We start from the raw sequence: 21,550 nt of genomic DNA on the forward strand, positions 1-21,550 counted from the left end.
GGAGGCCTCCCGCTTCAGCTCCGCAGCAAGGGCAGCAGCTGTTCGCCCTGCCTTCTGATCTCGGGCAGATAGGGCGTGTCCGACAGGACGAAATGACTGATGCCAAGGTCGCGATACTTGCGCAGCGAGCGCGCGACGTCCTCAGCCGAGCCGACCAGCCAGGTGGTGCCGGCCCCGCCGCCGCCGAACTTGCCCGGCGTGGTGTAGAGATTGTCGTCGAGCACCTCGCCGCGGCCCTGCAGGTCGAACAGGCGCTGCTGGCCGACGGCGACACCGCGCCGGTGGTCGTTCCAGCCCTGGCCCTTGCCCTGCGCCATCTCGGCGACCTTGGCCTGCGCTTCAGCCCAGGCCTGCTCCGTGGTGTCGCGGACGAAGGTGGTGACCCGCAGTCCGAATTCGAGCGGCGGCAGGTCGCGATCGAGATCGCGGCTCAAGGCCTTCAGCCGGTCGATGCGCTGACGGACATCGTCGAGCGGCTCGCCCCAGAAGAGCTGGACATCCGCTTCGGTCGCGGCCACCCGCTCGGCCGCATCGGAGGCGCCGCCGAAATAGAGCCTGGGATGGCGCCGCGCGCCGCGCTGTTCGATACGCGGCACCACGGTCGATCCGTCGACCCGGAAATGCTCGCCGGCGAAGTCGACATTCTCTTCAGTCCAAAGCCTGCGTACCAGGCGCATGAACTCCTTGGTACGACCATAGCGATGCGCCTGGTCGCCCTCGCTGTCGCCATAGGCGGCGAGATTGTCCTTGCCGGACACGATGTTGATGCGCACGCGCCCGCCGGTCAGGTGGTCGAGCGTCGCTGCGGCGGAGGCGAAGTTCGCCGGCCGCCAATAACCCGGGCGGATCGCGATCAGCGGCTCGAAGGTGGTGGTGCGGGCCGCGAGCGCGGTCGCGACCGTAAAGGTGTCCGGCCGGCCCCAGCCGGTGCCGAGCAGCGCGCCCTTCCAGCCATGATCCTCCAGCGCCCTGGCGTGGCTGGTCAGCGTCTCCAGGCTGTTATGGCCTTCGACCGTGGAATCGCCGCGATGACCGGGCTCGACGACATTGGGGATGTACCAGAGGTATTCGGATTCGAGGCTCATATCGTTGTGTCGCAGTCAGCTGGTCAGCAAGTTTGCGGCTCGCCCGAAGACAATATCGGGGGGCATTTATGCATGCTCCAGAGTGCGCGCCGGCCCAGCGCTGCGTCAATGAAAACGTTCGATCAAAAGAACGATACAGTTGGAATAACGATCTCCATTTCGCCCTGACGGGAGAATGTCTTACTCGATCACTTCATTCTTCAGCTCATCTCGGGAATGAACAGCCTCCGGACACGCCATCGGGAGCGCCGGGCTTGAGCGGCAATCGTCCAGCCTTCGCGCGGATCCAGCCGCAAGACAGCTCGAGTCAGATGGGCGCGAACAGGTCGCGGCTAAGGCGCCAGGCCGTAGAACCTTCAGCCAGGGTCATGCAGCCATGGCCGAGCTGAGCCCTGCGCTCATTGCCGAGCAGGGCTGCATACAGGTCGAACTTTGCCCACAGATCGGCATCTGTCAAAGGACGCCGCCGGTCACCGCGGGCAGACGAGACGTCCGACTCGGCGACATGGCCTGATTTCAGGACGATGCGCAGGCGCGCCAGCCTCTCCGCGGGAAAACGGCGGGAGAGCTCGGCCGCTTCGACCAGCCGTATCCGTTGCAGCATCTCCTTGGTCGCGGGATCGGCGAGGCCGGCGCCGCCGATCTCCTCAGCGCCGAGTCTCCCGCGAACGATGAAGGCCGCCAGCGGAAAGCCGATCGCGTACTGCGCCATCTCTGTCGATGCCGGCAGTTGCGCGCCGAGCCGCACGGCTTGGTGGAACGTTTCCACCTCGATCAGATCAATGTCCGAAGCCTCGAATAGATGCCGGCCAAGAAGGCTGCTGGCCGCCTCGATCGCAGGCTGCGCCCAGCGGCAGACCGGCCAGGGCTTGAAATACTGATCGAGGATCAGCCAGCGTTCGCCGAGATCGGCCCAGATCGCCGCCTGTTCGGGCGCCTCCAGCGTGACCGCCGGTGCGCCGGTGAAGCCGTCCTTCGCCAGATAGGCGGCGCTGACGCCAGCTAGTGCACCCCAGCCCGATCCGTCCTTGACCATGGTCGGGTGGTCGATGCAGCGCATCATCTGGCTGCGTGGTCCGTGATATTCGGCGATGCCGAGCGCGTGGCGCGTGCGCTCGCCGTCGAGGCCGAGCAGGCGGGCGGCGACGGCGGCGCAGCCGAGCGAATTCCAGGCGCCGGAGGTGTGATAGTCGCAGGCGCTGGCGTGCAGCGCGATGCCGGCCCGCGTCGCGATCTCGTAGCCGAGGACGAGGCCGGTCAGCAGCGCCTCGCCATCGAGAGCGCCGTCCTCGAGCAGGCCTTCGGCATCGGCGACAGCAAGCAGCGCCGGCATGATCGCGACGCCGGCATGGCCCTTGGTCAAAGCGTGACCGTCATGGGCGTCGAAGGAATCGATCGTCGTCGCCCCGGCGAAGGCCGCGCCGGCTGCGCTCACACGGCGCCCGTCGAAGAGCAGGCGCGCGCTCTTTCGCCCGGCGCCGAGATGATCGACCGCGAAATCATGCGCGATGCGCGAGAGCGCGGTCTGCCGACCACTGATGGCGACGCCGACGAGATCGAGCAGGCAGCGACGGGCCTGGTGGACGACCTCGGGCGGCAACTGCGCGAAACTCAAACCGTGGATGAAGTCGATCGGGCCGGTCATGGGCTAAAGCGCTCGCTGTTCGAGATCAGATTGCGCAGCAAGCCGCCGACCAGCGCCGGATCGCTGTCGCGGGCGGTCGGCAGGCGCCGCCTTGCCGCTTCGCCATCGGCTTGCGACAGCTCCGCCATGATGAGTTCCGGCGCTTCTCCCGCACGCGCCAGCTCGCGACCGGAGGCATCGAGGATGCGCGATCCGCCCCAGAACGCCGCGCCACCGCGCCTGCCGCAGTGATTGGCGAAGAGGGTCGGCAGGCCGTAGATCATCGCGGTGTGGGCGAGGTTGATCTCCCAGCCGCGCGGATTGTCGAAGCCGTTGCCGACAGCGCCGAGCGCCGACGCTGCCGGCAGGAGCAGCAGGCTGGCGCAGCCGAGCGCGGCGATCCAGGGCAGTGCCGGGTTCCAGGCATCGGCGCAGACCAGCGTGGCGGCGTGCCAACCCGCAGCGAGTTCGACCGAAGCAAGACCGCTGCCGCGGGCATAGACACGATCCTCGCGCAGGGCGCCGTAACCCGGCAGATTGAGCTTGCGATGGATCGCGAGCAGCCTGCCGTCGCGGAACAGGCCCTGGCTGTTGAAGAAGCGGCCCTCTTCGCCGCGCTCGATGAAGCCGGCCGAGACCGTGATGCCGTCAGCCGCCTCGGCGAGGCGCGCAAGCGGATCGGCGTCCGGCCTCAGTGCCAGCGCCCCGCAGTCCGGCGCGACGAGATAATCGGTCAGCGACAGCTCGGGAAAGAGCAGCAGCTCTGCGCCCTGCCCGCGCGCCCGGGCGATGGCGTCGAGGTGCATGGCAAGGTTTGCAGAAAGCTCGGCCGGCTCGCACCGGATCTGGGCGATCGCGACCTTCAGCGACGACATGGGGCTCTCGCAGGACAGCCGGAGACGCGGTGCGCCTCCGGCTCGGGCGGAACGATCAGACCAGCGACTGCGCCTTGAGGAAGCCGGCAGCGACCTCCTCGATGCTCTTCTTGTCGACATCGACGGACGCGTTGAGCCTGGCCATCGTCGCGTCGTCGAGCTTGGCGGAGAGCCCGTTCAGCAGCTCGGCCAGCTTCGGGTTCTTGTCGAGCGTCTCCTTGCGGACGACCGGGGTCATCGCATAGGTCGGGAAATAGCCCTTGGTGTCGGCCAGGATGACGAAATCGAAGGCGGGAACGCGCCCGTCCGTGGCGAAGACGAGGCCGACATCGACCTGGCTGTCGCGCAGCGCCTGGTAGACGAGGCCGGTATCCATCCGCACTACGTTCTCGCGGCCGAAATCGAAGCCATAGGCCTTCTGCAGCGGGGCGAGCCCGTCGGGGCGGGCGTAGAACTCGGCATTGCAGCCGAACTTCAAGGACTGGCCACCGGTCACCTTGGCGGCGAGATCGTCGAGCGTCTTCACGCCCTTGGCCTCGGCGTCCTTCTTGCGCATGGCGAGCGCATAGGTGTTGTTGGCCTTGGACGGGTTCAGCCAGACGAGCCCTTTGGCTGCGTCGAGCTCCTTGACCTTCGCATAGGTCGCGGCCGCATCCATCTTGTCGGCGACCTTGTTGAAGGTGATCAGCGAGGTGCCAGTGTACTCCCAGTAGAGGTCGATCTGCCCGGCTTCCTGAGCCTGGCGCAGCGGCGCGGTGCCGAGGCCCGCGCGCTTGTCGACGGTGAAGCCCTTGGCCTTGAGCAGCTGCGTCGTCATCTCCGACATGATCTGCTGCTCGGTGAAGTTCTTGCCGCCGACGACGATGGTCTGCGCCTGCGCGGCGAGCGGCAGGGCGGCGAAGGCCAAAGCGGCGGAAGCGAGCCCCAGGAAACTGCGCTTGTGCATGGTCGTACTCCCCTTTTCTGGTTGTGTGCCGCTGCTCAGCGCAACGGGTTGACGCCTTTCGGAACCAGCCAGAACTGGATCTGGCCGATCAGGAAATCGACGAGCACGGCGAGCAGCGCCGTCGGGATCGCGCCCGCCAGCAGCATGCTCGGCTCCATCAGGTCGATGCCGGTGAAGATGAGTTCGCCAAGGCCGCCGCCGCCGATCAGGAAGGCCAGCGGCACGGTGCCGATATTGATGGCGAAGGCGGTGCGCACGCCGGCGAGGATGACGAAGACGGCGTTGGGCAGCTCCACCCGCCGCAGGATCTGGCCGGGCGTCATGCCCATGCCGCGCGCCGCCTCGATCAGATGCTGCGGCACCGAGCGCAGGCCGGCGATGGTGTTGAGCACGATCGGCAGCAGCGTCAGCACGAACAGCGCGAAGACCGCGGGCGGCGAGCCGATGCCGAGGAAGGACATCGAGATCGCAAGCAAAGCGAGGGTTGGGATCGTCGTGCCGAGATTGACGATCTGCGTCACCGCATCGGCGAAGATCTCGAAGCGCGGGCGCGTCAGCAGGATGCCGAGCGGGATGCCGACGATTAGTGCGATGGCGCCCGACATCGCCGCGAGAGCGAGATGCTGGCGGATGAGATAGGTCACGTCGCCCGAGTGGCTCAGGATGGCGGGGATGGTGCCGCGCGCCTGCAGCCAGGCGCCGAGCGCGAAGGCACCGAAGACGACGAGCCAGCGAAGCGTTCCTGCCAGGCCCGCGCGCGCCATCTCAGCTTTCCCGGTAGGTCGCGCCGAGCACCTGGGTGATGCTCTTCTGGGTGATGTAGCCCTTGTAGAAGCCGTCATCGTCGACGCAGGCGAGCCAGGTCACGCCATGGGTGAACATCTGAGAGACGGCGGTGCGCAGGTCGTCTCGGAGATTGACGACGCCGGGCAGCGGCTCCTGATGCTCGCCGACCGTGCCCTTGCGCTCGCGCGCCTCTTCCAGCCGCACCACGCCGCGGGCCCGGCCGCGCGGCCCGACCATCACGATCGAGACATGGCCATGCTCTTCCATCAGCCTGGCGGCCGTATCGAGCGTGTCCTCGGCGTGGACGCGCGGTGGCTGCGCCATCATGGCGTCGGTGACCTTGATCAGCCGCAGCCGCTTCAGGGTCCGGTCGGAGCCGACGAATTCGGAGACGAAAGCATCGATCGGATGGGCGAGGATGTTGTCGGGCGTGTCGTACTGGATCAGCTTGCCGTCGCGGAAGATCGCGATGCGGCTCGCCATCTTCACGGCTTCGTCGATGTCGTGGCTGACGAAGACGATGGTCTTTTTCAGCTCCGCCTGGAGCTTCATGAACTCGTCCTGGATCACCTCGCGGTTGATCGGGTCGATCGCCCCGAAAGGCTCGTCCATCAGCAGTACCGGCGGGTCGGCGGCGAGCGCGCGCACCACGCCGACGCGCTGCTGCTGGCCGCCGGAGAGCTGCTTGGGGTAGCGCTTGAGGAAGACCGAGGGGTCGAGATTGACCATGTCAAGCAATTCGGCGGCGCGCTTGCGCGACTTCGACGCCGGCCATCCGAGGAGGTCCGGCACGACGCAGATGTTCTCCTCGATCGTCATGTTGGGGAACAGGCCGATCTGCTGGATGACGTAGCCGATCGAGCGCCGCAGCGTGACTTCGTCGACCCCGGCCGTATCCTTGCCGTCGACATAGATCCTGCCCGCGGTCGGCGGGATCAGCCGGTTGATCATCTTCATCGTCGTGGTCTTGCCGCATCCGGATGGGCCGAGCAGGACGCAGACGGCGCCGACCGGCACCTCCATGTCGATGCGATCGACGGCGATCATCGTGCCGAAATGCTTGGAGACCTGCTCGAGACGGATCATTTCAGCTTCAATCCCGGCGAGGTCAGCAGGCGCTGCGCGAAGAGCAGGCCGTAATCGGCGAGGATCGCGAGCAGGCTGACGGCGATGGCGCCGGTCAGGAGCTGGCGGATATCGGTCTGCGAGATGCCGCGCGAGATGAAGGTGCCGAGGCCGCCGGCGCCGATGTAAGTCGCGATCGCGGCGATCGCGATGTTCAGCACCACCGCGCTGCGCACCCCGTTCAGGATCACCGGCAGCGCCAAGGGCAGCTCGACCCGGCGCAGCCGCTCCAGCGTGGTCATGCCCATGCCCCGCGCCGCCTCGCGCAGCGCCGGATCGACGTTCATGATCGCCGTATAGGTGTTCCGGATGATCGGGAGCTGCGCGTAGAGGATCAGCGCGATCACCGCCGGCAGGTAGCCGATGCCGTGGCCGATAATCGAGAGCAGCGGGATCAGAAGGCCGAACAGCGCGATCGAGGGGATCGTGATGATGATCGAGGCGATGTAGAGGACGAGGTCTGCCGCACGCTTGCTCTGGGTGATCGCGATGCCGGTTGGCACGCCGGTCAGGATCGCGACGCCGACGGAAACGGCGACCAGCGAGACATGCTCGAGCATGCGCTGTCCGATCACCGGAAGGTTCGCCATGATGAAGGCGATCGTCTCCACTCTCGTCCCCTAGCAGCGGTTTTCCGCCTTTTCGAGGGAAAGTGTCGATCAGAACCGTTCCAGCCTCGGGCCGGGAATGCGACATCGCATGTCGCGCTTGCGACCTGCCGTGCTCAACTGGGAGAAGCCGGCGCCGTCTCCTCGCTCGCAGGCCGTCCGCGGAGCTGGCTCGGCCGCACGCCCTGCAGCTTCTTGAACCAATGGGCGAAATGCGATGTCGAGGTGAAGCCGGCCGCAATCGCGACCTCCAGGACCGGACGGTCGGAATAAAGCAGCAGCTCGCGCGCCCGGTCGATGCGCAAGGAGAGATAGTAGCGCGCCGGCGAGGTCTGTAGATAGCGCAGAAACAGCCGCTCGAGCTGGCGCGGGCTCATGCCGATTTTCTCGGCGATCTCGGCAATCGAGATCGTATCCTCGACATGGCGCTGCATCAGCTTGAGCGCGTTGCGCACCGCCGGCGGCAGGCTCGACATCCGCTCCAGCCGGCCGCCGCTCTGGTTGTCGCGCTCGTCGCGGATGCGGTCATGGTGGAACTGGTTGGCGACGCGGCGGGCGAGATCGGCGCCATGGCGCTCGGTGATCAGGTGCAGCATCAGGTCCATCGCCGCCGTGCCCCCCGAGCAGGTCATCCGGTCGCGATCGATCTCGTAGAGCTTGTCGGTACAGACGAGATCGGGGAACTCCTCCTGGAAGGCGGGGCGGTTCTCCCAGTGGATCGTCGAGCGATAGCCGTCGAGCAAGCCGGCGCGCGCCAAGAGATAGGTGCCGGTCGAGAGCGAGCCGACGCGCACGCCGCTGCGCGCTGCCTTGCGCAGGATGGACAGATAGCGCCGCTCATCGACCGACTGGATGCGCAGGCCGCCACAGACGAAGAAGTAATGCGAGCCGGGCAAGGCGGTCTCGGCCGCCTCGGTCGGGATCGGAATGCCGTTCGACGCCGCTAGGACGCCGCCGTCGAGGCTCGCCAGCCGCCAGCGCCAGGCCTCGCGATCGACCAGCCGGTTGAGGGAGCGCAGCGGCTCGATGGCCGAGGCGACGCTCATCATCGAGAAGCCCTCGACGAGCAGCAGCGTGACGATCTGGGTGCCGGCCGGCGCCTCGTTCATGCCTTGGCCTCCTGCCCTGATCATCCCGCCTGGAACCGATCCAAGCAAAGCGGATTTCCGACATTGTTGCAATGAAAGCGACATGGCCTCGTCGCAAAGCTTGCCTGCGAGGTCGGAATGCCTCGGCCTCCCTGCCCTGCGTCGGCGCAAGATCGAGTCTATCCTCCGCCGGGGTCTTCAGCCGATGATCGATCGCGACCGCATCCGCCAGCTCCTTGCCGAGCGCCGCGAGGGCCATAGCCTGCCGCAGGCCTTCTATGTCGATCCGGCGATGCACGAGACGGACATCAAGGCCGTGTTCGAGACCGACTGGCTGTTCGCCTGCAATGCCTGCGAGATCAAGAAACCGGGCGACTACCTGACCCTGACAGTTGGCGAGAATCCGGTGGTCGTGCTGCGCGACCGGGATGGACAGGTGCGCGCCTTCCACAACAGCTGCCGGCATCGCGGCTCGCGCATCTGCGGCCATGAGAAGGGCCGTGCCAACCGGCTCGTCTGCCCCTATCACCAATGGGTCTACGAGCTCGACGGCTCACTGCTCAACGCCCGCCAGATGCCCGCCGACTTCGACCGTTCGGCCCATGGGCTGAAGCCCGTCCATGTCGAGGTGATCTGCGGCATGGTCTATATCTGCCTCGCCGAGAGCGCCCCCGACCTCTCGCGCTATCGGGAGGCGGTGACGCCCTATATCGCGCCGCATATGCCGGAGCGCACCAAGGTCGCTTTCGAGATGACCCTGATCGAGGACGCCAACTGGAAGCTCGTCATCGAGAATAACCGCGAATGCTATCACTGCGCCGGCAACCATCCGGAGCTCCTGGTGACGCTGGTCGAGTTCGCGCTGCCGGATGATCCGCGCGGGCCGGCCGAGTTCAAGGAGCTGATGGAGCGCAAGACGGCGAAATGGGATGCGCTGGGCCTGCCGCATCAGCCGGCCGATGGCGGCGAGGAATTCCGCTGCATCCGCCTGCCCTTCCACGAAGGCGCCCTCTCCTTCACGATGGACGGCGGGCCGGCCTGCAACAAGCTGCTCGCCGATCTCACCGAGCCCGATCTCGGCTCGGTCCGGATGTTCCGGGTTCCCAATAACTGGAACCACTTCCTCGCCGACCACATCCTGCATTTCAGGGTGCTGCCGCTTTCCCAAGACAAGACCGCGGTGCGCACGACCTGGCTGGTGCATGAGGATGCGGTCGAGGGCGTCGATTACGACATCAAGCGGCTGACCGAGGTCTGGATCGCGACCAATGCGCAGGACGCCGAGCTCGCCGCCGTGAACCATGCCGGCATCCGCTCGATGGGCTACCAGCCCGGGCCCTACGCCCCGACCGAGTTCATGCTCACCAACTTCACCAACTGGTATGCCGGCAAGATGGCCGCCTATGCCGGCGAGCCCGCGCCGCTCAGGATTGCCGCAGAATGAGCCTGGGCAGCCTGGAAGCGCCGATCGCTGCTCCGGCAGCCGATCTGCTGCAGCTCGTCGTCGCCGAGATCCGCGACGAGACGCATGACGTGAAGACCTTCGTCTTCCGGCCGGAAGGCGGCGTCCCGCGCTATGCAGCCGGCCAGTCGATGACGCTGAAGCTTTCGATCGATGGCGAGACGCTGTTCCGCACCTTCTCGCTTGCCTCGGCACCGGACGCGTCCGGCACGATCGCGATGACGATCAAGGCGCATGCCAAGGGCCGCGCCACGCGCTGGCTGCACGATGCGCTCATGGTCGGCGCACGGCTCGACGGCCGCCTGCCGAAAGGCCGCTTCACCATCGACAGCCGCACGACCGACAGGGTCGCCCTGGTTTCGGCCGGCTCGGGGGCGAGCCCGTTGATGGCGATGTTGCGCCATCTCGCTGCGACCAAGCCCGATATCGACGTGTACTGGCTCCATGCCGCACGCACGCCACGTGACATCCTGTTCGCCCGCGAGTTCGCCGCGCTGCAGGCGCGGATGCCCAATCTCAAGGTCGCCATGCTCGCCAGCCGACCGGAGCCCGGCTGGTTCGGCTTCGCCGGCCGGCTTGGGCGGCGACTGGTCTCGGTCGCACTGCCGGATTACGGGCGCCGCGAGGTCTTCTGCTGTGGCCCGGCCGGCTTCATGGAGGAAGCGCGACTGATCCACGCCGCCGAGGGCGGCGCCCGCGAGCTCTTCCATGTCGAGCATTTCGGCGCCGTCGCGGCCGTCCCGCCACCGCCGGTTCCAGCCGATGCGCCGGTCGAAGGCTATGCGGTCAGGCTCGGCGGCAAGCATTTCACCGCCCGGCCGGGCGAGACGCTGCTGCAGGCCGCGACGCGCCAGACCATCGTCATCCCCTGCGGCTGCGCCTCGGGCATGTGCGGCACCTGCCGGGTCACTCTCGTCGAGGGCTCGGTCGAGATGCGGCACGAGGGCGGAATCTCGCCGGAAGAGGAGGCGCAGGGCTATATCCTCGCCTGCTCCTCGCGCCCGCGCTCGGATGTGACGATCGCATTGTAGGACGCGCTGCCAGCGTCACTGCGAAGCGGCCGGAGGCATGGATCGCCCCGTTCAACGCGATGACTGAAGCCGTGAACGCGCGCAGCCTCTCGCACGCAGGGTGGCCGGCACATACTGGCACCACCCGGGATTGCGCGGGACGCACCGGATGGGGCCTGCTGCTTCGCGTCGCGCTCGGCTAACATGGCCATTGGCAAAGTCCCTGGCCGGTGCCTTCGCAGCCTGCCGAACGACAGGTGGAGGCCGGCAGCACGGCATGAAGACGCTCATCGACTCCACCAATGCGCTGATCGACGGACTGGCGGCAATCCGCCTGCAATTCAGCGTTGCCGACCAGTTTCCGGCCGAAATCCTCGCCGCAGCGGAAGCTGCAGCCGGGCGCCTGCCGACCGAGCATGCCGACCGCACCGACCGGCGCTTCGTCACGCTGGATCCCGCGACCTCGACGGATCTCGACCAGGCCTTCGCGATCGAGCGCAGCGGCGGCGACCTGCTGCTGCATTACGCCATCGCCGATGTCGCCTGGTTCGTCGACGATGGCGACGCTGTCGACCAGGAAGCCTGGCGGCGCGGCACGACGATCTACCTGCCGGACGGCAAGGCCGGGCTGTATCCGCCGATCCTCACCGAGGGCGCCGCGAGCCTGCTGCCGGCGGTATCCCGGCCGGCCGTGATCTTTACGACCCGGGTCGACGCGGACGGCAATGTCCATCTCGACGGCGCCGAGCGGGCCGTCATCCGCAGCACTGCCAAGCTCGCCTATGACAGCGTCGACGCCGCCGACCTGCCGCCCGATTTCGACGAGTTGTCCCGCCGTATCGATGCCGCCGAAAGCCGGCGCGGCGCGGCGCGCGTCGACCCGCCCGAACAGGAGGTCAGCGCTCTCGGCGATGGCCGCTACCAGCTGACGTTCCGGCCACGCCTGCGAAGCGAGGAGCAGAATGCGGCCTTGTCGCTGGCCAGCAACCTCGCCATAGCCGACGCGCTCCTGGCGGCCCGTACCGGCCTGTTCCGGGTCATGCCCGAGCCGGATGAGAAGGCCGTCCAGCGCCTGCGCCACACTGCGCAGGCGCTGGGATTGACATGGCCGGAGATGGAGCCCCTCGCCCAGTTCGAGAAGACGCTGAACCTGTCCGACAGCCGACATGCGGCCTTCACGCTGGCGGTGAGAAGGGCCAGCGGCGGCGCGAGCTACGTCCCCTACCGCGAAGGCGTCGTGCCCTGGCATGCGCCGATGGCGGCGAGCTATGTGCATGCCACGGCGCCGCTGCGCCGGCTGGCCGACCGCTATGTGGTGCGCGCCGCCCTGGCGGTCGCAAACGGCCAGCCGGTGCCGCCGGCGGTATCGTCCGCGTTCGAACGATTGCCCCAGGTGATGGCGCGGGCCGACGCGCGCGATGGCCAGATCGACCGGGCCGTGATCGACCTGGCCGAGGCCCTGATGCTCAAGGGCAGTGAAGGCACCCTATTCAAGGCGGTGGTGACCGATGCGGACGAGCACGGCCTGCGCATCCAGCTCTGCGACTTGCCCGTTGTCGCTCGCGTCCGCGGGCAAGGTGGCACCCCGGGCGACAGGATCCAGGTCAAGCTGATCGCCGCCGATCCCCTGCGCCATACGATCACTTTCGAACGAGCAGGCTGAGCGCGCGCGGCCCGGCCAGGGCAAGTGACAACGCCCGATGGTTGCGGGCAGATGGCGGGATGACGACTCAAAGCCCTGTCCGCGCCTATTTCTATCTGCTGGTCGCAACGCTCTTCTTCGGAAGCAATGTGGTCGCCGGCAAATTGTCCGTCGGCGAGATGTCGCCGATGGCGATCGTCATGCTGCGCTGGGTCATCGCTGCGACGTGCCTCGCCTTCATCGCCAGACGGGCGCTGCTGGCCGAATGGCGCGTCTTGCGTAGTCGCTGGCCGTTCATGCTCGCCATGGGCGGCATCGGCTTCACGATCTTCAACATCCTGTTCTACGCCTCCGCGCATACGACCAGCGGAATCAACATGGCGATCATCCAGGGCGCGACGCCGATCGTCGTGCTGCTGGTCTCGGGCGCGCTGCTTGGGACCTGGCCCCCGGCCTTGCAATGGCTCGGCGCGACCATCACGGTCCTCGGCGTCGTCATCGCCGCCTCGCACGGCTCCCTCGCCGTTCTGGTCGAGCTGTCCTTCAATCGCGGCGACATCCTGATGATCGTGGCCAGCACCATCTATGCGGTCTACACTGTCGGCCTGCGCTGGCGGCCACAGGTGTCGCCGCTCGTCTTCATCGCCGGGCTCGCCCTGGCGGCCTTGCTCACCTCGATTCCGCTCGCGATCGGCGAGGCCGCCCTCGGTCAGTTCCAATGGCCGACGCCCAAGGGCTGGGCGATCCTGCTGTTCATCGGGCTTTTCCCGTCGCTGCTGTGCCAGTTGCTCTATCTGCGCAGCGTCGAGCTCATCGGCGCCGCGCGGGCCGGCGTCTTCTACAATCTCGTCCCGATTTTCGGCATCGTCCTGTCGGTCGCCGTCGCGCATGAGCCGTTGCGGCCTTATGCGGTCGTAGCCATCGCCCTCGTCATCGGCGGGATCGCCATTTCCGAGATCCGCAAAGGCGCCTGAGGCCGACGTCTCGATCCGCGCCCGCGCCGTCCTGGGGCGGATAGCCGTGTCGCACCAATTGGATACTCGCGCCATTGCGACATGGCAGAGAGCAACGGCCGGGCCGCAGCCGATCTGAGCATTCTCGTGCAAAGCAAACAGTAGTTCGGGTGCAGATAACGCGATAAAGCAAAGATACAGAGCGTCGGCGAGCGACAGGTCCAGCCCACGGACGAGCGTGGCGGCCTGCTACTGCACTCCAGGATACATCTTTAAAATCAGCCACTTAGGGAAGTGGCTGGGGGACTAGGATTCGAACCTAGACAACCAGAGTCAGAGTCTGGGGTCCTACCGTTAGACGATCCCCCAACGGGCGCGTTGTCTGCGACGCGTCGGATGGGGGCGATCTAAACAACCTCGCGCCCGGTTGCAAGCCTTCTGTGACGATTTCGACATACGAGCAGTTCACAGCATTCCAAGCGATCGCCAGAGCCCACGCGACTGGACATCGGCGCGCGTCAGCTCCCGCTCAGCGTGCGCCTGACGGCGTCGCGCCAGCCGGCAACGTGGTTACGGCGCGTCTCCTCGGCGAGGCCGGGCGAGAATCGCCGCTCCAGCCGCCAGCGGTCGGCGAACTGCGTCGGCTCGGGCAGAAGCCCGGCGTCGAGGCCGGCAAGATAGGCCGCGCCCAGCGCGGTGGTCTCCAGCACCTGCGGCCGATCGACCGGGGCGGCGAGGATGTCGGCGAGGCGCTGCATCGTCCAGTCGGAGGCGACCATGCCGCCATCGACACGCAGCACCGTCTCCGCCCCATCCGCCTCCGGCCAGTCGGAGCGCATCGCTTCCAGCAGGTCCAGTGTCTGGAAGCAGACCGAATCAAGCGCGGCACGGGCGAATTCGCGTGGACCCGTATTGCGCGTCAGCCCAAATAGGGCGCCGCGGGCGTTGGCGTCCCAATGCGGCGCGCCGAGGCCGGTGAAGGCCGGCACCAGATAGACCTGCTGCCCGGGATCGGCCTTGGCCGCGAGCGGGCCGCTGTCGGAGGCCTTCTCGATGATGCCGAGCCCGTCGCGCAGCCATTGCACGGCGGCGCCGGCGATGAAGATCGAGCCCTCCAGCGCGTAGTGGCGCACACCCTTGAGCTGATAGGCGATGGTCGAGAGCAGGCGATTCTGCGAGGTGACGGCCCTGGTGCCGGTGTTGAGCAGCGCGAAGCAGCCGGTGCCATAGGTCGACTTCAGCATGCCGGGCTCGAAGCAGGCCTGGCCCACGGTCGCCGCCTGCTGGTCGCCCGCGATGCCGCGAATCGCGATTGCGCCGCCGAGCAGGCCAGGTTCGCTGTCGCCGAAATGGGTGGCGCAGTCGCGGACGTCAGGCAGCATTGCGGCGGGAATGTCGAGCAGCGCCAGCAATTCCTCGTCCCAACGCCCCTTATGGATGTCGAACAGCATGGTGCGCGAGGCGTTGGTCGCGTCGGTGGCATGGACCCGCCCTCCGGTGAGGCGCCAGAGCAGGAAGCTGTCGACCGTGCCGAAGGCGAGCTCGCCGCGCTTGGCCCGCTCGCGGGCTCCGGGGACATGGTCGAGGATCCAGGCGATCTTGGTGCCGGAGAAATAGGGATCGATGCGCAGGCCGGTGCGCTCGGCGACCAGCTCGCCGTGGCCTTCCGCTTCCAGCGCGGCGCAGCGCTCGGCGGTGCGCCGGTCCTGCCAGACGATGGCGCGGTGGATCGCCTGTCCGGTGCTGCGGTCCCAGACCAGCGTGGTCTCGCGCTGGTTGGTGATGCCGATCGCCGCGACCTCCCCTGCCCGCGCCTCGGCGCGCGCCAGCGCCTGCCGACAGACCGAGAGCGTGCTCTCCCAGAGATCCTCCGCCTCGTGCTCGACCCAGCCCGAAGCCGGATAATGCTGCGGGAACTCCTGCTGGGCACTGGCGAGCGGCTGCAGATTCTCATCGAACAGGATGGCGCGGGAGGAGGTCGTGCCCTGGTCGATCGCCAGAATCATGCGCCGCGCCGCCATGCCGTTTCTCCCGATTGGTCGCCGCCGGCTTGGTCATGCCGGTCGAGGCGAGCTTTGCCGCGAAGACGGGACACAGGCAAGCGCCGCCGACCATGCCGCAGTTTCGCCACAGGTTCCGCTTGGCAGGGGCCGCGTGCTGTTGTTACGCTGCCCTTCGAATGGAAACGTTCCAGCTTCTTGCTGGACTCCGGCGGGCCACCATGACGGTCCTGACCGGCGAAGGGTTAGCCAGTGACGGTCGAAGACCGCCAGGATTCCGACCGCCCCCTCGTGGCGGTGGTCCCTCTACCGGGCGAGCGGCCCGCGCCGCCGGATGCGGTTCGTTTCGCTCCGGCCCCGTTCCAGCGCCCTCATCCGACCACTTACGCCGCGCTCGATCTCGGCACCAACAATTGCCGTCTGCTGATCGCCCGGCCGGCCCAGCACGGCTTCCGGGTCGTCGACGCGTTTTCGCGGATCGTGCGACTCGGCGAGGGACTCGGCGCCAGCGGGAAGCTTTGCGACGACGCGATGGATCGGGCGGTCGAAGCTCTCAAGGTCTGCAAGAGCAAGATGGACCATCGCGGCGTCACCCGGGCCCGCCTGATCACCACAGAAGCCTGCCGGGCTGCGACCAATGGTATCGAGTTCGTCCGCCGCGTGGGCGAGGAAGCAAGGCTCGAACTCGAGATCGTCGACCAGCGCACGGAAGCCTCGCTCGCCGTCACCGGCTGCGCTGCATTGGCGGCACCGGAAGCCGGCGCAGTCATCGTCTTCGACATCGGCGGCGGCTCCACCGAGATCGTCTGGCTCGGCGGACGCGAGGCCGGGCGCGACCCCGCCTCCCGCATCCGCGAATGGGCCTCGCTGCCGATCGGCGTGGTCTCGGTGGCGGAGCGCTATGGCGGCATCGAGGTCGGGCGCGAGAAGTTCGAGCGCATGGTCACCGATTGCAGCGAGGCGCTGGCGCCGTTTGCAGCAAAGGCGGCGGCGGCGCGGAATGCGCCGAATTTCCACCTGCTCGGCACCTCCGGTACCGTCACCACCGTCGCCGGCATCCATTTGCGCCTGCCGCGCTATGACCGGCGGCAGGTCGACGGGCTGTGGATGCAGGATCGGGACATCTGCAGCGTCATCGACGAACTCGTCGCGATGGACTATGCCCAGCGTCAGGCCAATGCCTGCATCGGCCGCGAGCGGGCCGATCTGGTGCTCGCCGGCTGCGCCATCTTCGAGGCGATCCGGCGGGCCTTCCCGAGCCCGAAGGTGCGCATCGCCGATCGCGGCCTGCGCGAAGGCATCCTGCTCAGGATGATGCACGAGGATCGCGCCTGGTGGCGCCGAAGGCAATGACGACAACAAAATCCGGCAGCGGCGGTGGCGCACGCGACCTGCGCATCAAGGTCAAGAAGCCCGCCAAGCGCAGCCATTCCTCGCAGCTCTGGCTCGAGCGCCAGCTGAACGACCCCTATGTGAAGCGGGCGCGCGAAATGGGCTATCGCTCGCGCGCGGCATTCAAGCTCGCCGAGATGGACGAGCGCTACAAGTTCCTCAAAACCGGCCAGAAGCTGGTCGATCTCGGCTGCGCGCCGGGCGGCTGGTGCCAGGTCGCAGGGGCCAAGATCGGGCTTGAGAACGGCAAGGGCCGGATCGTTGGCATCGATCTCCTGCCGGTCGACCTCATCCCGCATGTCGAGCTGATCGAGCTCGACTTCATGGCGGAGGAAGCTCCTGCCCTGTTGACGGAAAAGCTCGGCGGCAAGGCCGACGGCGTGATGTCCGACATGGCCGGAAACACCACCGGCCACAAGAAAACCGACCATCTGCGGATCATCGGCCTCGCCGAGGCGGCGCTCGAATTCGCCAACAGCGTGCTGGCACCGGGCGGCTTCTTCCTCGCCAAGCTCTTCCAGGGTGGCGACACGGCCGGGCTGCTGGCGGAGCTGAAGCGCGATTTCGCCCAGGTGCGCAACATCAAGCCAGCAGCGAGTCGGGCCGATTCCTCCGAACTCTACGTGCTGGCGACCGGCTTTCGGCGCAAGGCCGAGTCTGCGGACGACAGCGAGCTCGGTTGACGTCGAGCCCTATCGGCTCGCGAGATCGATCGCCGCCTTGACCGCCACCACATAGCCCTGCGGGCCGAGCCCGGCGATGACCGCCGTCGCCGCCAGCGAGACATAGGATTTGTGGTAGTGCGGCTCGCGCCGGTGGATGTTGGAGATGTGCAACTCGACGATCGGCCCGGGAAACATCTTCAGGGCGTCGAGGATCGCGATCGAGGTGAATGAATAGGCGGCGGGGTTGATCACGATCGCTTCGCCTTGATCGATCGCCTCGTGGATCCAGTCGATCAGCTCGTATTCGCGATTGCTCTGGCGGAAGACGATCTCGCGCCCGCCGGCCGTCGCTCGACACATCGTCTCGATCTCGGCGAGCGTGGTCGAGCCGTAGATCTGCGGCTCGCGCGTGCCGAGCCGGTTCAGATTGGGGCCGTTGAGGACGTAGATCGGTTTGCTCACGGTTGGGGGTCCTGTCCTGTCAGCCCTGGTAGCCCATCAGGCGCGGCAGCCAGAGCACGAGGCTGGGGAAGAAGGTGATCAGCGCCAGTGCGACCAGCATGGCGCCGAGGAAGGGCATGCACTCGCGCACGATCAGGCGCAGCGGCACCTCGGCGATGTTGGTCATGATGAAGAGCAGCAGGCCGTAGGGCGGCGTGATCAGACCCAGCATGATGTTGACGACGACGACCACGCCAAAATGCACCATGTCGATGCCGAGCGCCTTGGCGGTCGGGATCAGCACCGGAACCACGATGAGCAGGATCGCGGTGCCTTCGAGCAGGCAGCCGAGGATCAGCAGCAGCACGTTGACCAGGATCAGGAAGCCGAGCGGCGACAGGTTCCAGCCGGCCAGCAGCACGCGTAGGCTGTCGGGAATGTTCTCGATGGTGACGACGTAGTTGAAGACCAGCGCTCCGGCGATCAGCATGCCGATCGAGGCGGTGGTGCGGGCGCTGTAGGCGAGCGAACCGTAGAAGGCGCGAAAGCTGACGCTGCGATAGAGCAGCACCGAGACGGCGAGCGCATAGGCGGCGGCGACCGCGGCAGCCTCGGTCGGCGTCGTCGCGCCGCCATAGATCCCGCCCAGCAGCACGACCGGCATCATCAGCGCCGGAAAGGCGCGCCAGGTGATCCCGGGCAGTTGCCGCAAGGGGATAGGCGGCTCGACCGGGAAATCGCGCCGTTTTGCCGCCGAGGCGACGATCGTCATCTGCGCCAGCGCCATCAGCAGGCCGGGAATGACCCCGCCGAGGAAAAGGAAGCCGATCGAGGCGTCCGAGACCAGCGCATAGAGCACCATCGGGATCGAGGGCGGGATGATTGGTCCGATCACAGAGGAGGCAGCGGTCAGCGCCGCAGCAAAGGCGGGCGGGTATTTGCCGTCCTTGGTCATCATCGCCTGCATCATCCGGCCGGTGCCGGCGGCGTCGGCGATGGCCGAGCCCGACATGCCGGCGAAGATCACGCTCTGGACGATGTTGACATGGGCGAGCCCGCCCCTGAAGCGACCGACCAGCGCGTCGCAGAAGCGCAGCAGCCGTTCCGTCATCGAGCCGATGTTCATCAGTTCCGCCGCCAGGATGAAGAGCGGCACGGCGAGAATGACGTAGTTGGTGTACATGCCGTTGAGCAATTGCTCGGCGGCGATCGAGAGATCCTGTCCGGCGACGAGCAGGTAGAGGATCGAGCCTGCGATCATGGCATGGCCGATCGGCAGGCCGAGCAGCGACAGCGTGACGATGGCGAGGATGGCGAGGGAGAACGGCGTGCTCATACGCCCGAGCCCGCCTTGGTGGGATCGAAGGCCTCGGGCGCCTTGCCGCGCAAGGCGCTGAAGCCGAGCCAGAGATAGCGGATGATCGCGCCGACCGCGAAGGCGATGTAGATCGCATAGACCCAGTTGAACGGGATCTTCAGATAGGCGGTGCGCTCGACCTTCATGAAGGCGACGTAATCGGCCATCGCCGGCAGCGAGATCACGTAGAGCACGACAAGCGCGACCGACGTGATCAGCGCCATCAGCCGGCGCGGACCTGGCCCGACCGCGCCATAGATGATGTCGAAGCGGATCTCCTCGCTCTCGCGTAGCACGAAGCCTGCGCCGAACAGCACCAGCCAGAGCCAGAGGATCACGCTGATCTCATGGGTCCAGCCAATCGGGAAGTTGAGCAGATAGCGGAAGACGATCTGCACCAGGAAGACGAGGAACATCGCCCCCAGCATCAGCGCGAGCAGGTTCTCGGCCCGGCGCGCCATGAAGGCGCCGAGTGCTTTCAGCGAGTTCAGCATCGCCCCTCCGGTGAAATTCGGCCCGCCGGCCCCTCCGTCGGCGGGCCACGCCGCCCCCGAAGGACCGGCGCTAGACCTCGGTCGCTCAAGCTTAGCGAAACGCTAGAGCGCGTTGATCTTGTCGAGCATGCCGGGCACCCAGCCCTTGGCGAGCTCTGATTCCAGGTACTTCTTCTGGGCAAAGTCGCGGAAGGCCTTGAGATCGGGCGTATAGACCTCAAGCCCCTGCTTCTTGAAGAAGTCGACCAGCTCGGCCTCCTTGGCCAGGTGCTCCTTGGTGCTCCAGTCGATCGCGGCGTCAGCCGCGGCCTGGAAGGCGGCCTGCTTCTTCGCATCCATCCCGTCCCAGACGCGCTTGGTGACGCAGAGCAGGTCGAAGCCGACGAGATGCGAGGTCAGCACGATCTGCGAGGAGACCTCGTAGAATTTCATGTTCTGGACGTTTGGCAGCGGATTGTCCTGCCCGTCGATCGCGCCGCTCTGCAGGCCGGTATAGACCTCGGCATAGGCCATCGGCGTCGGGTTGGCGCCAAGCGACTGGCCGAGGAATTGCCAGGCGTCGCCGCCGGGCATGCGCAATTTGACGCCAGCGAGATCTGCCGGGGTGCTGATCTTCTTCTTCGGCTTGAGGCCGACCTGGCGGGCGCCGAAGTAGGTCGGGCCGAGAATTTTGATGTTGAGCTTGTCCTCGGCGATCTTCTTGAGATCGCGGCCGACATCGCTGGCGAAGACCTTTTTGAGGTGGTCGGCATCGCGGAAGAGATAGGCAGACGTCACGATCGACCAGGCCGGAATCTGGTTCGAGACGTCCTGCGGCGCGATGTTCCCCATTTCGAGGTTGTTGCGCTGCATGGCGACGAGCTCGGTGCCCTGCTTGAACAGGTTGCCGCCGTAATAGGGCTGCAGCGCGAAGTCGTCTTTGATGGCCTCGGCGAAGCGCTTCATCATCTCGGCGCGGATGTCCTGCTCCGAGAAAACCGCTGAAAATCGCAGATTCGGCTTGCCCTGTGCGAGCGCGGCACCACCCGTCAGCGCAAGAGCGCCGCCGGCCACCAGAAGCGCACGCCTGTCGATACCGTGTTTCATGCCGTTCCTCCCGTGCGGGTTGGCCCGCTTCGAAGCAGACCATGCCCAAGCGCATATCAGCAATCAACAGGTATTTTCGATTTCCTCCGATGATTTCAATTTTGCCATAATAATTGTGCCTCCTCCGCTCGGCAGCTAGGATGCTCCCTCTGCCGCACTTGCCACGGATCACGCATGCTGAATTACGCCCCGCCGACCGCCTCGATCGGAGAGCTGGCCTATCGCCGGATCCGCGCCGACATCGTCTTCGGGCGGCTGGTACCGGCGCAGCGGCTCAAGCTCGACGACCTGCGCGAGACCTACGGCACCAGCGTCAGCACGCTGCGCGAGATCCTGAACCGGCTCTCTTCGGAAGGGCTGGTCGAGGCCGAGGGCCAGAAGGGCTTCATGGTCGCGCCGGTCTCCGCCAGTAATCTGAGCGAGATCGCGGCGCTGCGGCTACTGCTGGAGGGACACGCGCTGGCGCAATCCTTCACGGCCGGTGACATGGAATGGGAGGGCCGCGTCGTCGCCGCCCATCACAAGCTCGCCCTGATGGAAAAGCGGATGCTCGACAATGATCGCGCCGATCCGGAACTCTGGAAGCGCTATGACTGGGAATTCCATCACGCGCTGATCTCGGCCTGCGGCTCGCAGGTGCTGATGGAGACGCACGCCTCGGTCTATGACCGCTATCTGCGCTATCAGATGGTCGCGGTGATCTTCCGCGGCGAGGCGGCGGCGCAGGAGCACCAGATCCTGCTCGACTGCGCGATGCGGCGCGACATCGCGCGTGCCACCGCTGTCCTGGCAACGCATATCAACGCCTGCGTCGAGCACACCCTCGCCGGCGGCACCCTGCAAGGCTGAAGCGGCGCAGGTCGGCTCAATAACAAAGCCCGCGCCGCGGCTTTTGCGGAACGGGCTTTGCA

General features: G+C 66.6%; 20 protein-coding genes and 1 tRNA gene. 7 read left to right on the forward strand and 14 right to left on the reverse strand.

Annotated elements, in window-relative coordinates; genetic code table 11:
- Positions 1–14: 14 nt before the first annotated feature.
- The 8 genes from BMZ21_RS03560 to BMZ21_RS03595 all read right to left on the reverse strand — a co-directional run bounded on the left by BMZ21_RS03560 (position 15) and on the right by BMZ21_RS03595 (position 8,158).
- Positions 15–1,085, reverse strand: a complete 1,071-nt coding sequence (locus tag BMZ21_RS03560; RefSeq protein ID WP_091829785.1) for an LLM class flavin-dependent oxidoreductase — start codon at positions 1,083–1,085, stop codon at positions 15–17.
- A gap of 307 nt (positions 1,086–1,392) precedes the next feature.
- Positions 1,393–2,730, reverse strand: a complete 1,338-nt coding sequence (locus BMZ21_RS03565; RefSeq protein ID WP_091829787.1) for an MmgE/PrpD family protein — start codon at positions 2,728–2,730, stop codon at positions 1,393–1,395.
- Positions 2,727–3,584 (reverse strand): nitrilase-related carbon-nitrogen hydrolase, encoded by an 858-nt coding sequence (locus tag BMZ21_RS03570; RefSeq protein WP_167561512.1) that lies wholly within the window; start codon positions 3,582–3,584, stop codon positions 2,727–2,729. Before BMZ21_RS03570 ends, BMZ21_RS03565 begins: the two co-directional genes overlap by 4 nt.
- Positions 3,585–3,639: 55 nt before the next feature.
- On the reverse strand, positions 3,640–4,530 hold the full coding sequence (locus tag BMZ21_RS03575; protein WP_091829791.1) for a glycine betaine ABC transporter substrate-binding protein: 891 nt from the start codon (positions 4,528–4,530) through the stop codon (positions 3,640–3,642).
- Positions 4,531–4,565: 35 nt separating this feature from the next.
- Positions 4,566–5,294: an ABC transporter permease gene (locus BMZ21_RS03580; RefSeq protein ID WP_091829794.1), complete on the reverse strand. Its 729-nt coding sequence runs from the start codon at positions 5,292–5,294 to the stop codon at positions 4,566–4,568.
- 1 nt (position 5,295) lies between these two features.
- Positions 5,296–6,402 (reverse strand): ABC transporter ATP-binding protein, encoded by a 1,107-nt coding sequence (locus tag BMZ21_RS03585; RefSeq protein ID WP_091829796.1) that lies wholly within the window; start codon positions 6,400–6,402, stop codon positions 5,296–5,298.
- Positions 6,399–7,052 (reverse strand): ABC transporter permease, encoded by a 654-nt coding sequence (locus tag BMZ21_RS03590; protein ID WP_091829798.1) that lies wholly within the window; start codon positions 7,050–7,052, stop codon positions 6,399–6,401. The genes BMZ21_RS03585 and BMZ21_RS03590 overlap by 4 nt, the downstream gene beginning before the upstream one ends.
- A 113-nt stretch (positions 7,053–7,165) precedes the next feature.
- Positions 7,166–8,158, reverse strand: coding sequence for a GlxA family transcriptional regulator (locus BMZ21_RS03595; protein ID WP_091829800.1), 993 nt, complete (start codon positions 8,156–8,158; stop codon positions 7,166–7,168).
- A gap of 184 nt (positions 8,159–8,342) precedes the next feature.
- Between BMZ21_RS03595 and BMZ21_RS03600 the strand changes: the two genes are divergently transcribed.
- The 4 genes from BMZ21_RS03600 (at position 8,343) to BMZ21_RS03615 (ending at position 13,225) form a co-directional block, all read left to right on the forward strand.
- Positions 8,343–9,581, forward strand: coding sequence for an aromatic ring-hydroxylating oxygenase subunit alpha (locus tag BMZ21_RS03600; protein ID WP_208862209.1), 1,239 nt, complete (start codon positions 8,343–8,345; stop codon positions 9,579–9,581).
- Positions 9,578–10,630, forward strand: a complete 1,053-nt coding sequence (locus BMZ21_RS03605; RefSeq protein ID WP_091829802.1) for a flavin reductase family protein — start codon at positions 9,578–9,580, stop codon at positions 10,628–10,630. The genes BMZ21_RS03600 and BMZ21_RS03605 overlap by 4 nt, the downstream gene beginning before the upstream one ends.
- 256 nt (positions 10,631–10,886) lie before the next feature.
- Positions 10,887–12,272 carry an RNB domain-containing ribonuclease gene (locus tag BMZ21_RS03610; protein ID WP_091829804.1) on the forward strand — a complete coding sequence of 462 codons (1,386 nt, stop codon included), beginning with the start codon at positions 10,887–10,889 and terminating at the stop codon, positions 12,270–12,272.
- 59 nt (positions 12,273–12,331) lie between these two features.
- Positions 12,332–13,225 carry a DMT family transporter gene (locus BMZ21_RS03615; protein ID WP_091829806.1) on the forward strand — a complete coding sequence of 298 codons (894 nt, stop codon included), beginning with the start codon at positions 12,332–12,334 and terminating at the stop codon, positions 13,223–13,225.
- Between the two features lie 274 nt (positions 13,226–13,499).
- Here the strand turns inward: BMZ21_RS03615 and BMZ21_RS03620 are convergent.
- A tRNA-Gln gene (locus tag BMZ21_RS03620) sits at positions 13,500–13,573 on the reverse strand.
- Positions 13,574–13,722: 149 nt separating this feature from the next.
- On the reverse strand, positions 13,723–15,225 hold the full coding sequence (gene glpK / locus BMZ21_RS03625) for a glycerol kinase GlpK (RefSeq protein WP_091829808.1): 1,503 nt from the start codon (positions 15,223–15,225) through the stop codon (positions 13,723–13,725).
- A 231-nt stretch (positions 15,226–15,456) separates the two neighbouring features.
- On the opposite strand from glpK, the gene BMZ21_RS03630 reads away from it, so the two are divergent.
- On the forward strand, positions 15,457–16,557 hold the full coding sequence (locus BMZ21_RS03630) for a Ppx/GppA phosphatase family protein (RefSeq protein WP_244543678.1): 1,101 nt from the start codon (positions 15,457–15,459) through the stop codon (positions 16,555–16,557).
- On the forward strand, positions 16,554–17,279 hold the full coding sequence (locus BMZ21_RS03635; protein ID WP_091830579.1) for an RlmE family RNA methyltransferase: 726 nt from the start codon (positions 16,554–16,556) through the stop codon (positions 17,277–17,279). Before BMZ21_RS03630 ends, BMZ21_RS03635 begins: the two co-directional genes overlap by 4 nt.
- Positions 17,280–17,288: 9 nt before the next feature.
- Here BMZ21_RS03635 and BMZ21_RS03640 read toward each other — a convergent pair whose 3' ends face one another.
- The 4 genes from BMZ21_RS03640 to dctP all read right to left on the reverse strand — a co-directional run bounded on the left by BMZ21_RS03640 (position 17,289) and on the right by dctP (position 20,639).
- Complete coding sequence (locus BMZ21_RS03640; RefSeq protein WP_091829810.1) at positions 17,289–17,723, reverse strand: type II 3-dehydroquinate dehydratase; 435 nt, start codon at positions 17,721–17,723, stop codon at positions 17,289–17,291.
- A 19-nt stretch (positions 17,724–17,742) separates the two neighbouring features.
- On the reverse strand, positions 17,743–19,038 hold the full coding sequence (locus BMZ21_RS03645; protein WP_091829812.1) for a TRAP transporter large permease: 1,296 nt from the start codon (positions 19,036–19,038) through the stop codon (positions 17,743–17,745).
- Entirely contained in the window at positions 19,035–19,553 is a 519-nt protein-coding gene (locus tag BMZ21_RS03650; RefSeq protein ID WP_091829814.1) for a TRAP transporter small permease, read from the reverse strand. Before BMZ21_RS03650 ends, BMZ21_RS03645 begins: the two co-directional genes overlap by 4 nt.
- 102 nt (positions 19,554–19,655) lie before the next feature.
- Positions 19,656–20,639 (reverse strand): TRAP transporter substrate-binding protein DctP, encoded by a 984-nt coding sequence (gene dctP, locus BMZ21_RS03655; RefSeq protein WP_091829816.1) that lies wholly within the window; start codon positions 20,637–20,639, stop codon positions 19,656–19,658.
- 174 nt (positions 20,640–20,813) lie between these two features.
- On the opposite strand from dctP, the gene BMZ21_RS03660 reads away from it, so the two are divergent.
- The gene (locus BMZ21_RS03660) at positions 20,814–21,488 is read left to right on the forward strand and encodes a GntR family transcriptional regulator (protein WP_091829818.1); all 675 of its coding nucleotides are present in this window, start codon (positions 20,814–20,816) and stop codon (positions 21,486–21,488) included.
- The last annotated feature ends 62 nt before the right edge of the window (positions 21,489–21,550 follow it).

This window comes from Allobosea lupini (genome assembly GCF_900109525.1).
Classification (GTDB): domain Bacteria; phylum Pseudomonadota; class Alphaproteobacteria; order Rhizobiales; family Beijerinckiaceae; genus Allobosea; species Allobosea lupini.

Excerpts from the sequence above, each read along its gene's own strand:
- BMZ21_RS03605 (WP_091829802.1), top strand. The coding sequence starts at position 9,578 with ATGAGCCTGGGCAGCCTGGAAGCGCCGATCGCTGCTCCGGCAGCCGAT.
- BMZ21_RS03600 (WP_208862209.1), top strand. The coding sequence starts at position 8,343 with ATGATCGATCGCGACCGCATCCGCCAGCTCCTTGCCGAGCGCCGCGAG.
- BMZ21_RS03610 (WP_091829804.1), top strand. The coding sequence starts at position 10,887 with ATGAAGACGCTCATCGACTCCACCAATGCGCTGATCGACGGACTGGCG.
- BMZ21_RS03660 (WP_091829818.1), top strand. The coding sequence starts at position 20,814 with ATGCTGAATTACGCCCCGCCGACCGCCTCGATCGGAGAGCTGGCCTAT.
- BMZ21_RS03580 (WP_091829794.1), bottom strand. The coding sequence starts at position 5,294 with ATGGCGCGCGCGGGCCTGGCAGGAACGCTTCGCTGGCTCGTCGTCTTC.
- BMZ21_RS03635 (WP_091830579.1), top strand. The coding sequence starts at position 16,554 with ATGACGACAACAAAATCCGGCAGCGGCGGTGGCGCACGCGACCTGCGC.
- BMZ21_RS03645 (WP_091829812.1), bottom strand. The coding sequence starts at position 19,038 with ATGAGCACGCCGTTCTCCCTCGCCATCCTCGCCATCGTCACGCTGTCG.
- BMZ21_RS03595 (WP_091829800.1), bottom strand. The coding sequence starts at position 8,158 with ATGAACGAGGCGCCGGCCGGCACCCAGATCGTCACGCTGCTGCTCGTC.
- dctP (WP_091829816.1), bottom strand. The coding sequence starts at position 20,639 with ATGAAACACGGTATCGACAGGCGTGCGCTTCTGGTGGCCGGCGGCGCT.
- BMZ21_RS03585 (WP_091829796.1), bottom strand. The coding sequence starts at position 6,402 with ATGATCCGTCTCGAGCAGGTCTCCAAGCATTTCGGCACGATGATCGCC.
- BMZ21_RS03560 (WP_091829785.1), bottom strand. The coding sequence starts at position 1,085 with ATGAGCCTCGAATCCGAATACCTCTGGTACATCCCCAATGTCGTCGAG.
- BMZ21_RS03565 (WP_091829787.1), bottom strand. The coding sequence starts at position 2,730 with ATGACCGGCCCGATCGACTTCATCCACGGTTTGAGTTTCGCGCAGTTG.
- BMZ21_RS03615 (WP_091829806.1), top strand. The coding sequence starts at position 12,332 with ATGACGACTCAAAGCCCTGTCCGCGCCTATTTCTATCTGCTGGTCGCA.
- BMZ21_RS03570 (WP_167561512.1), bottom strand. The coding sequence starts at position 3,584 with ATGTCGTCGCTGAAGGTCGCGATCGCCCAGATCCGGTGCGAGCCGGCC.
- BMZ21_RS03650 (WP_091829814.1), bottom strand. The coding sequence starts at position 19,553 with ATGCTGAACTCGCTGAAAGCACTCGGCGCCTTCATGGCGCGCCGGGCC.
- glpK (WP_091829808.1), bottom strand. The coding sequence starts at position 15,225 with ATGGCGGCGCGGCGCATGATTCTGGCGATCGACCAGGGCACGACCTCC.
- BMZ21_RS03575 (WP_091829791.1), bottom strand. The coding sequence starts at position 4,530 with ATGCACAAGCGCAGTTTCCTGGGGCTCGCTTCCGCCGCTTTGGCCTTC.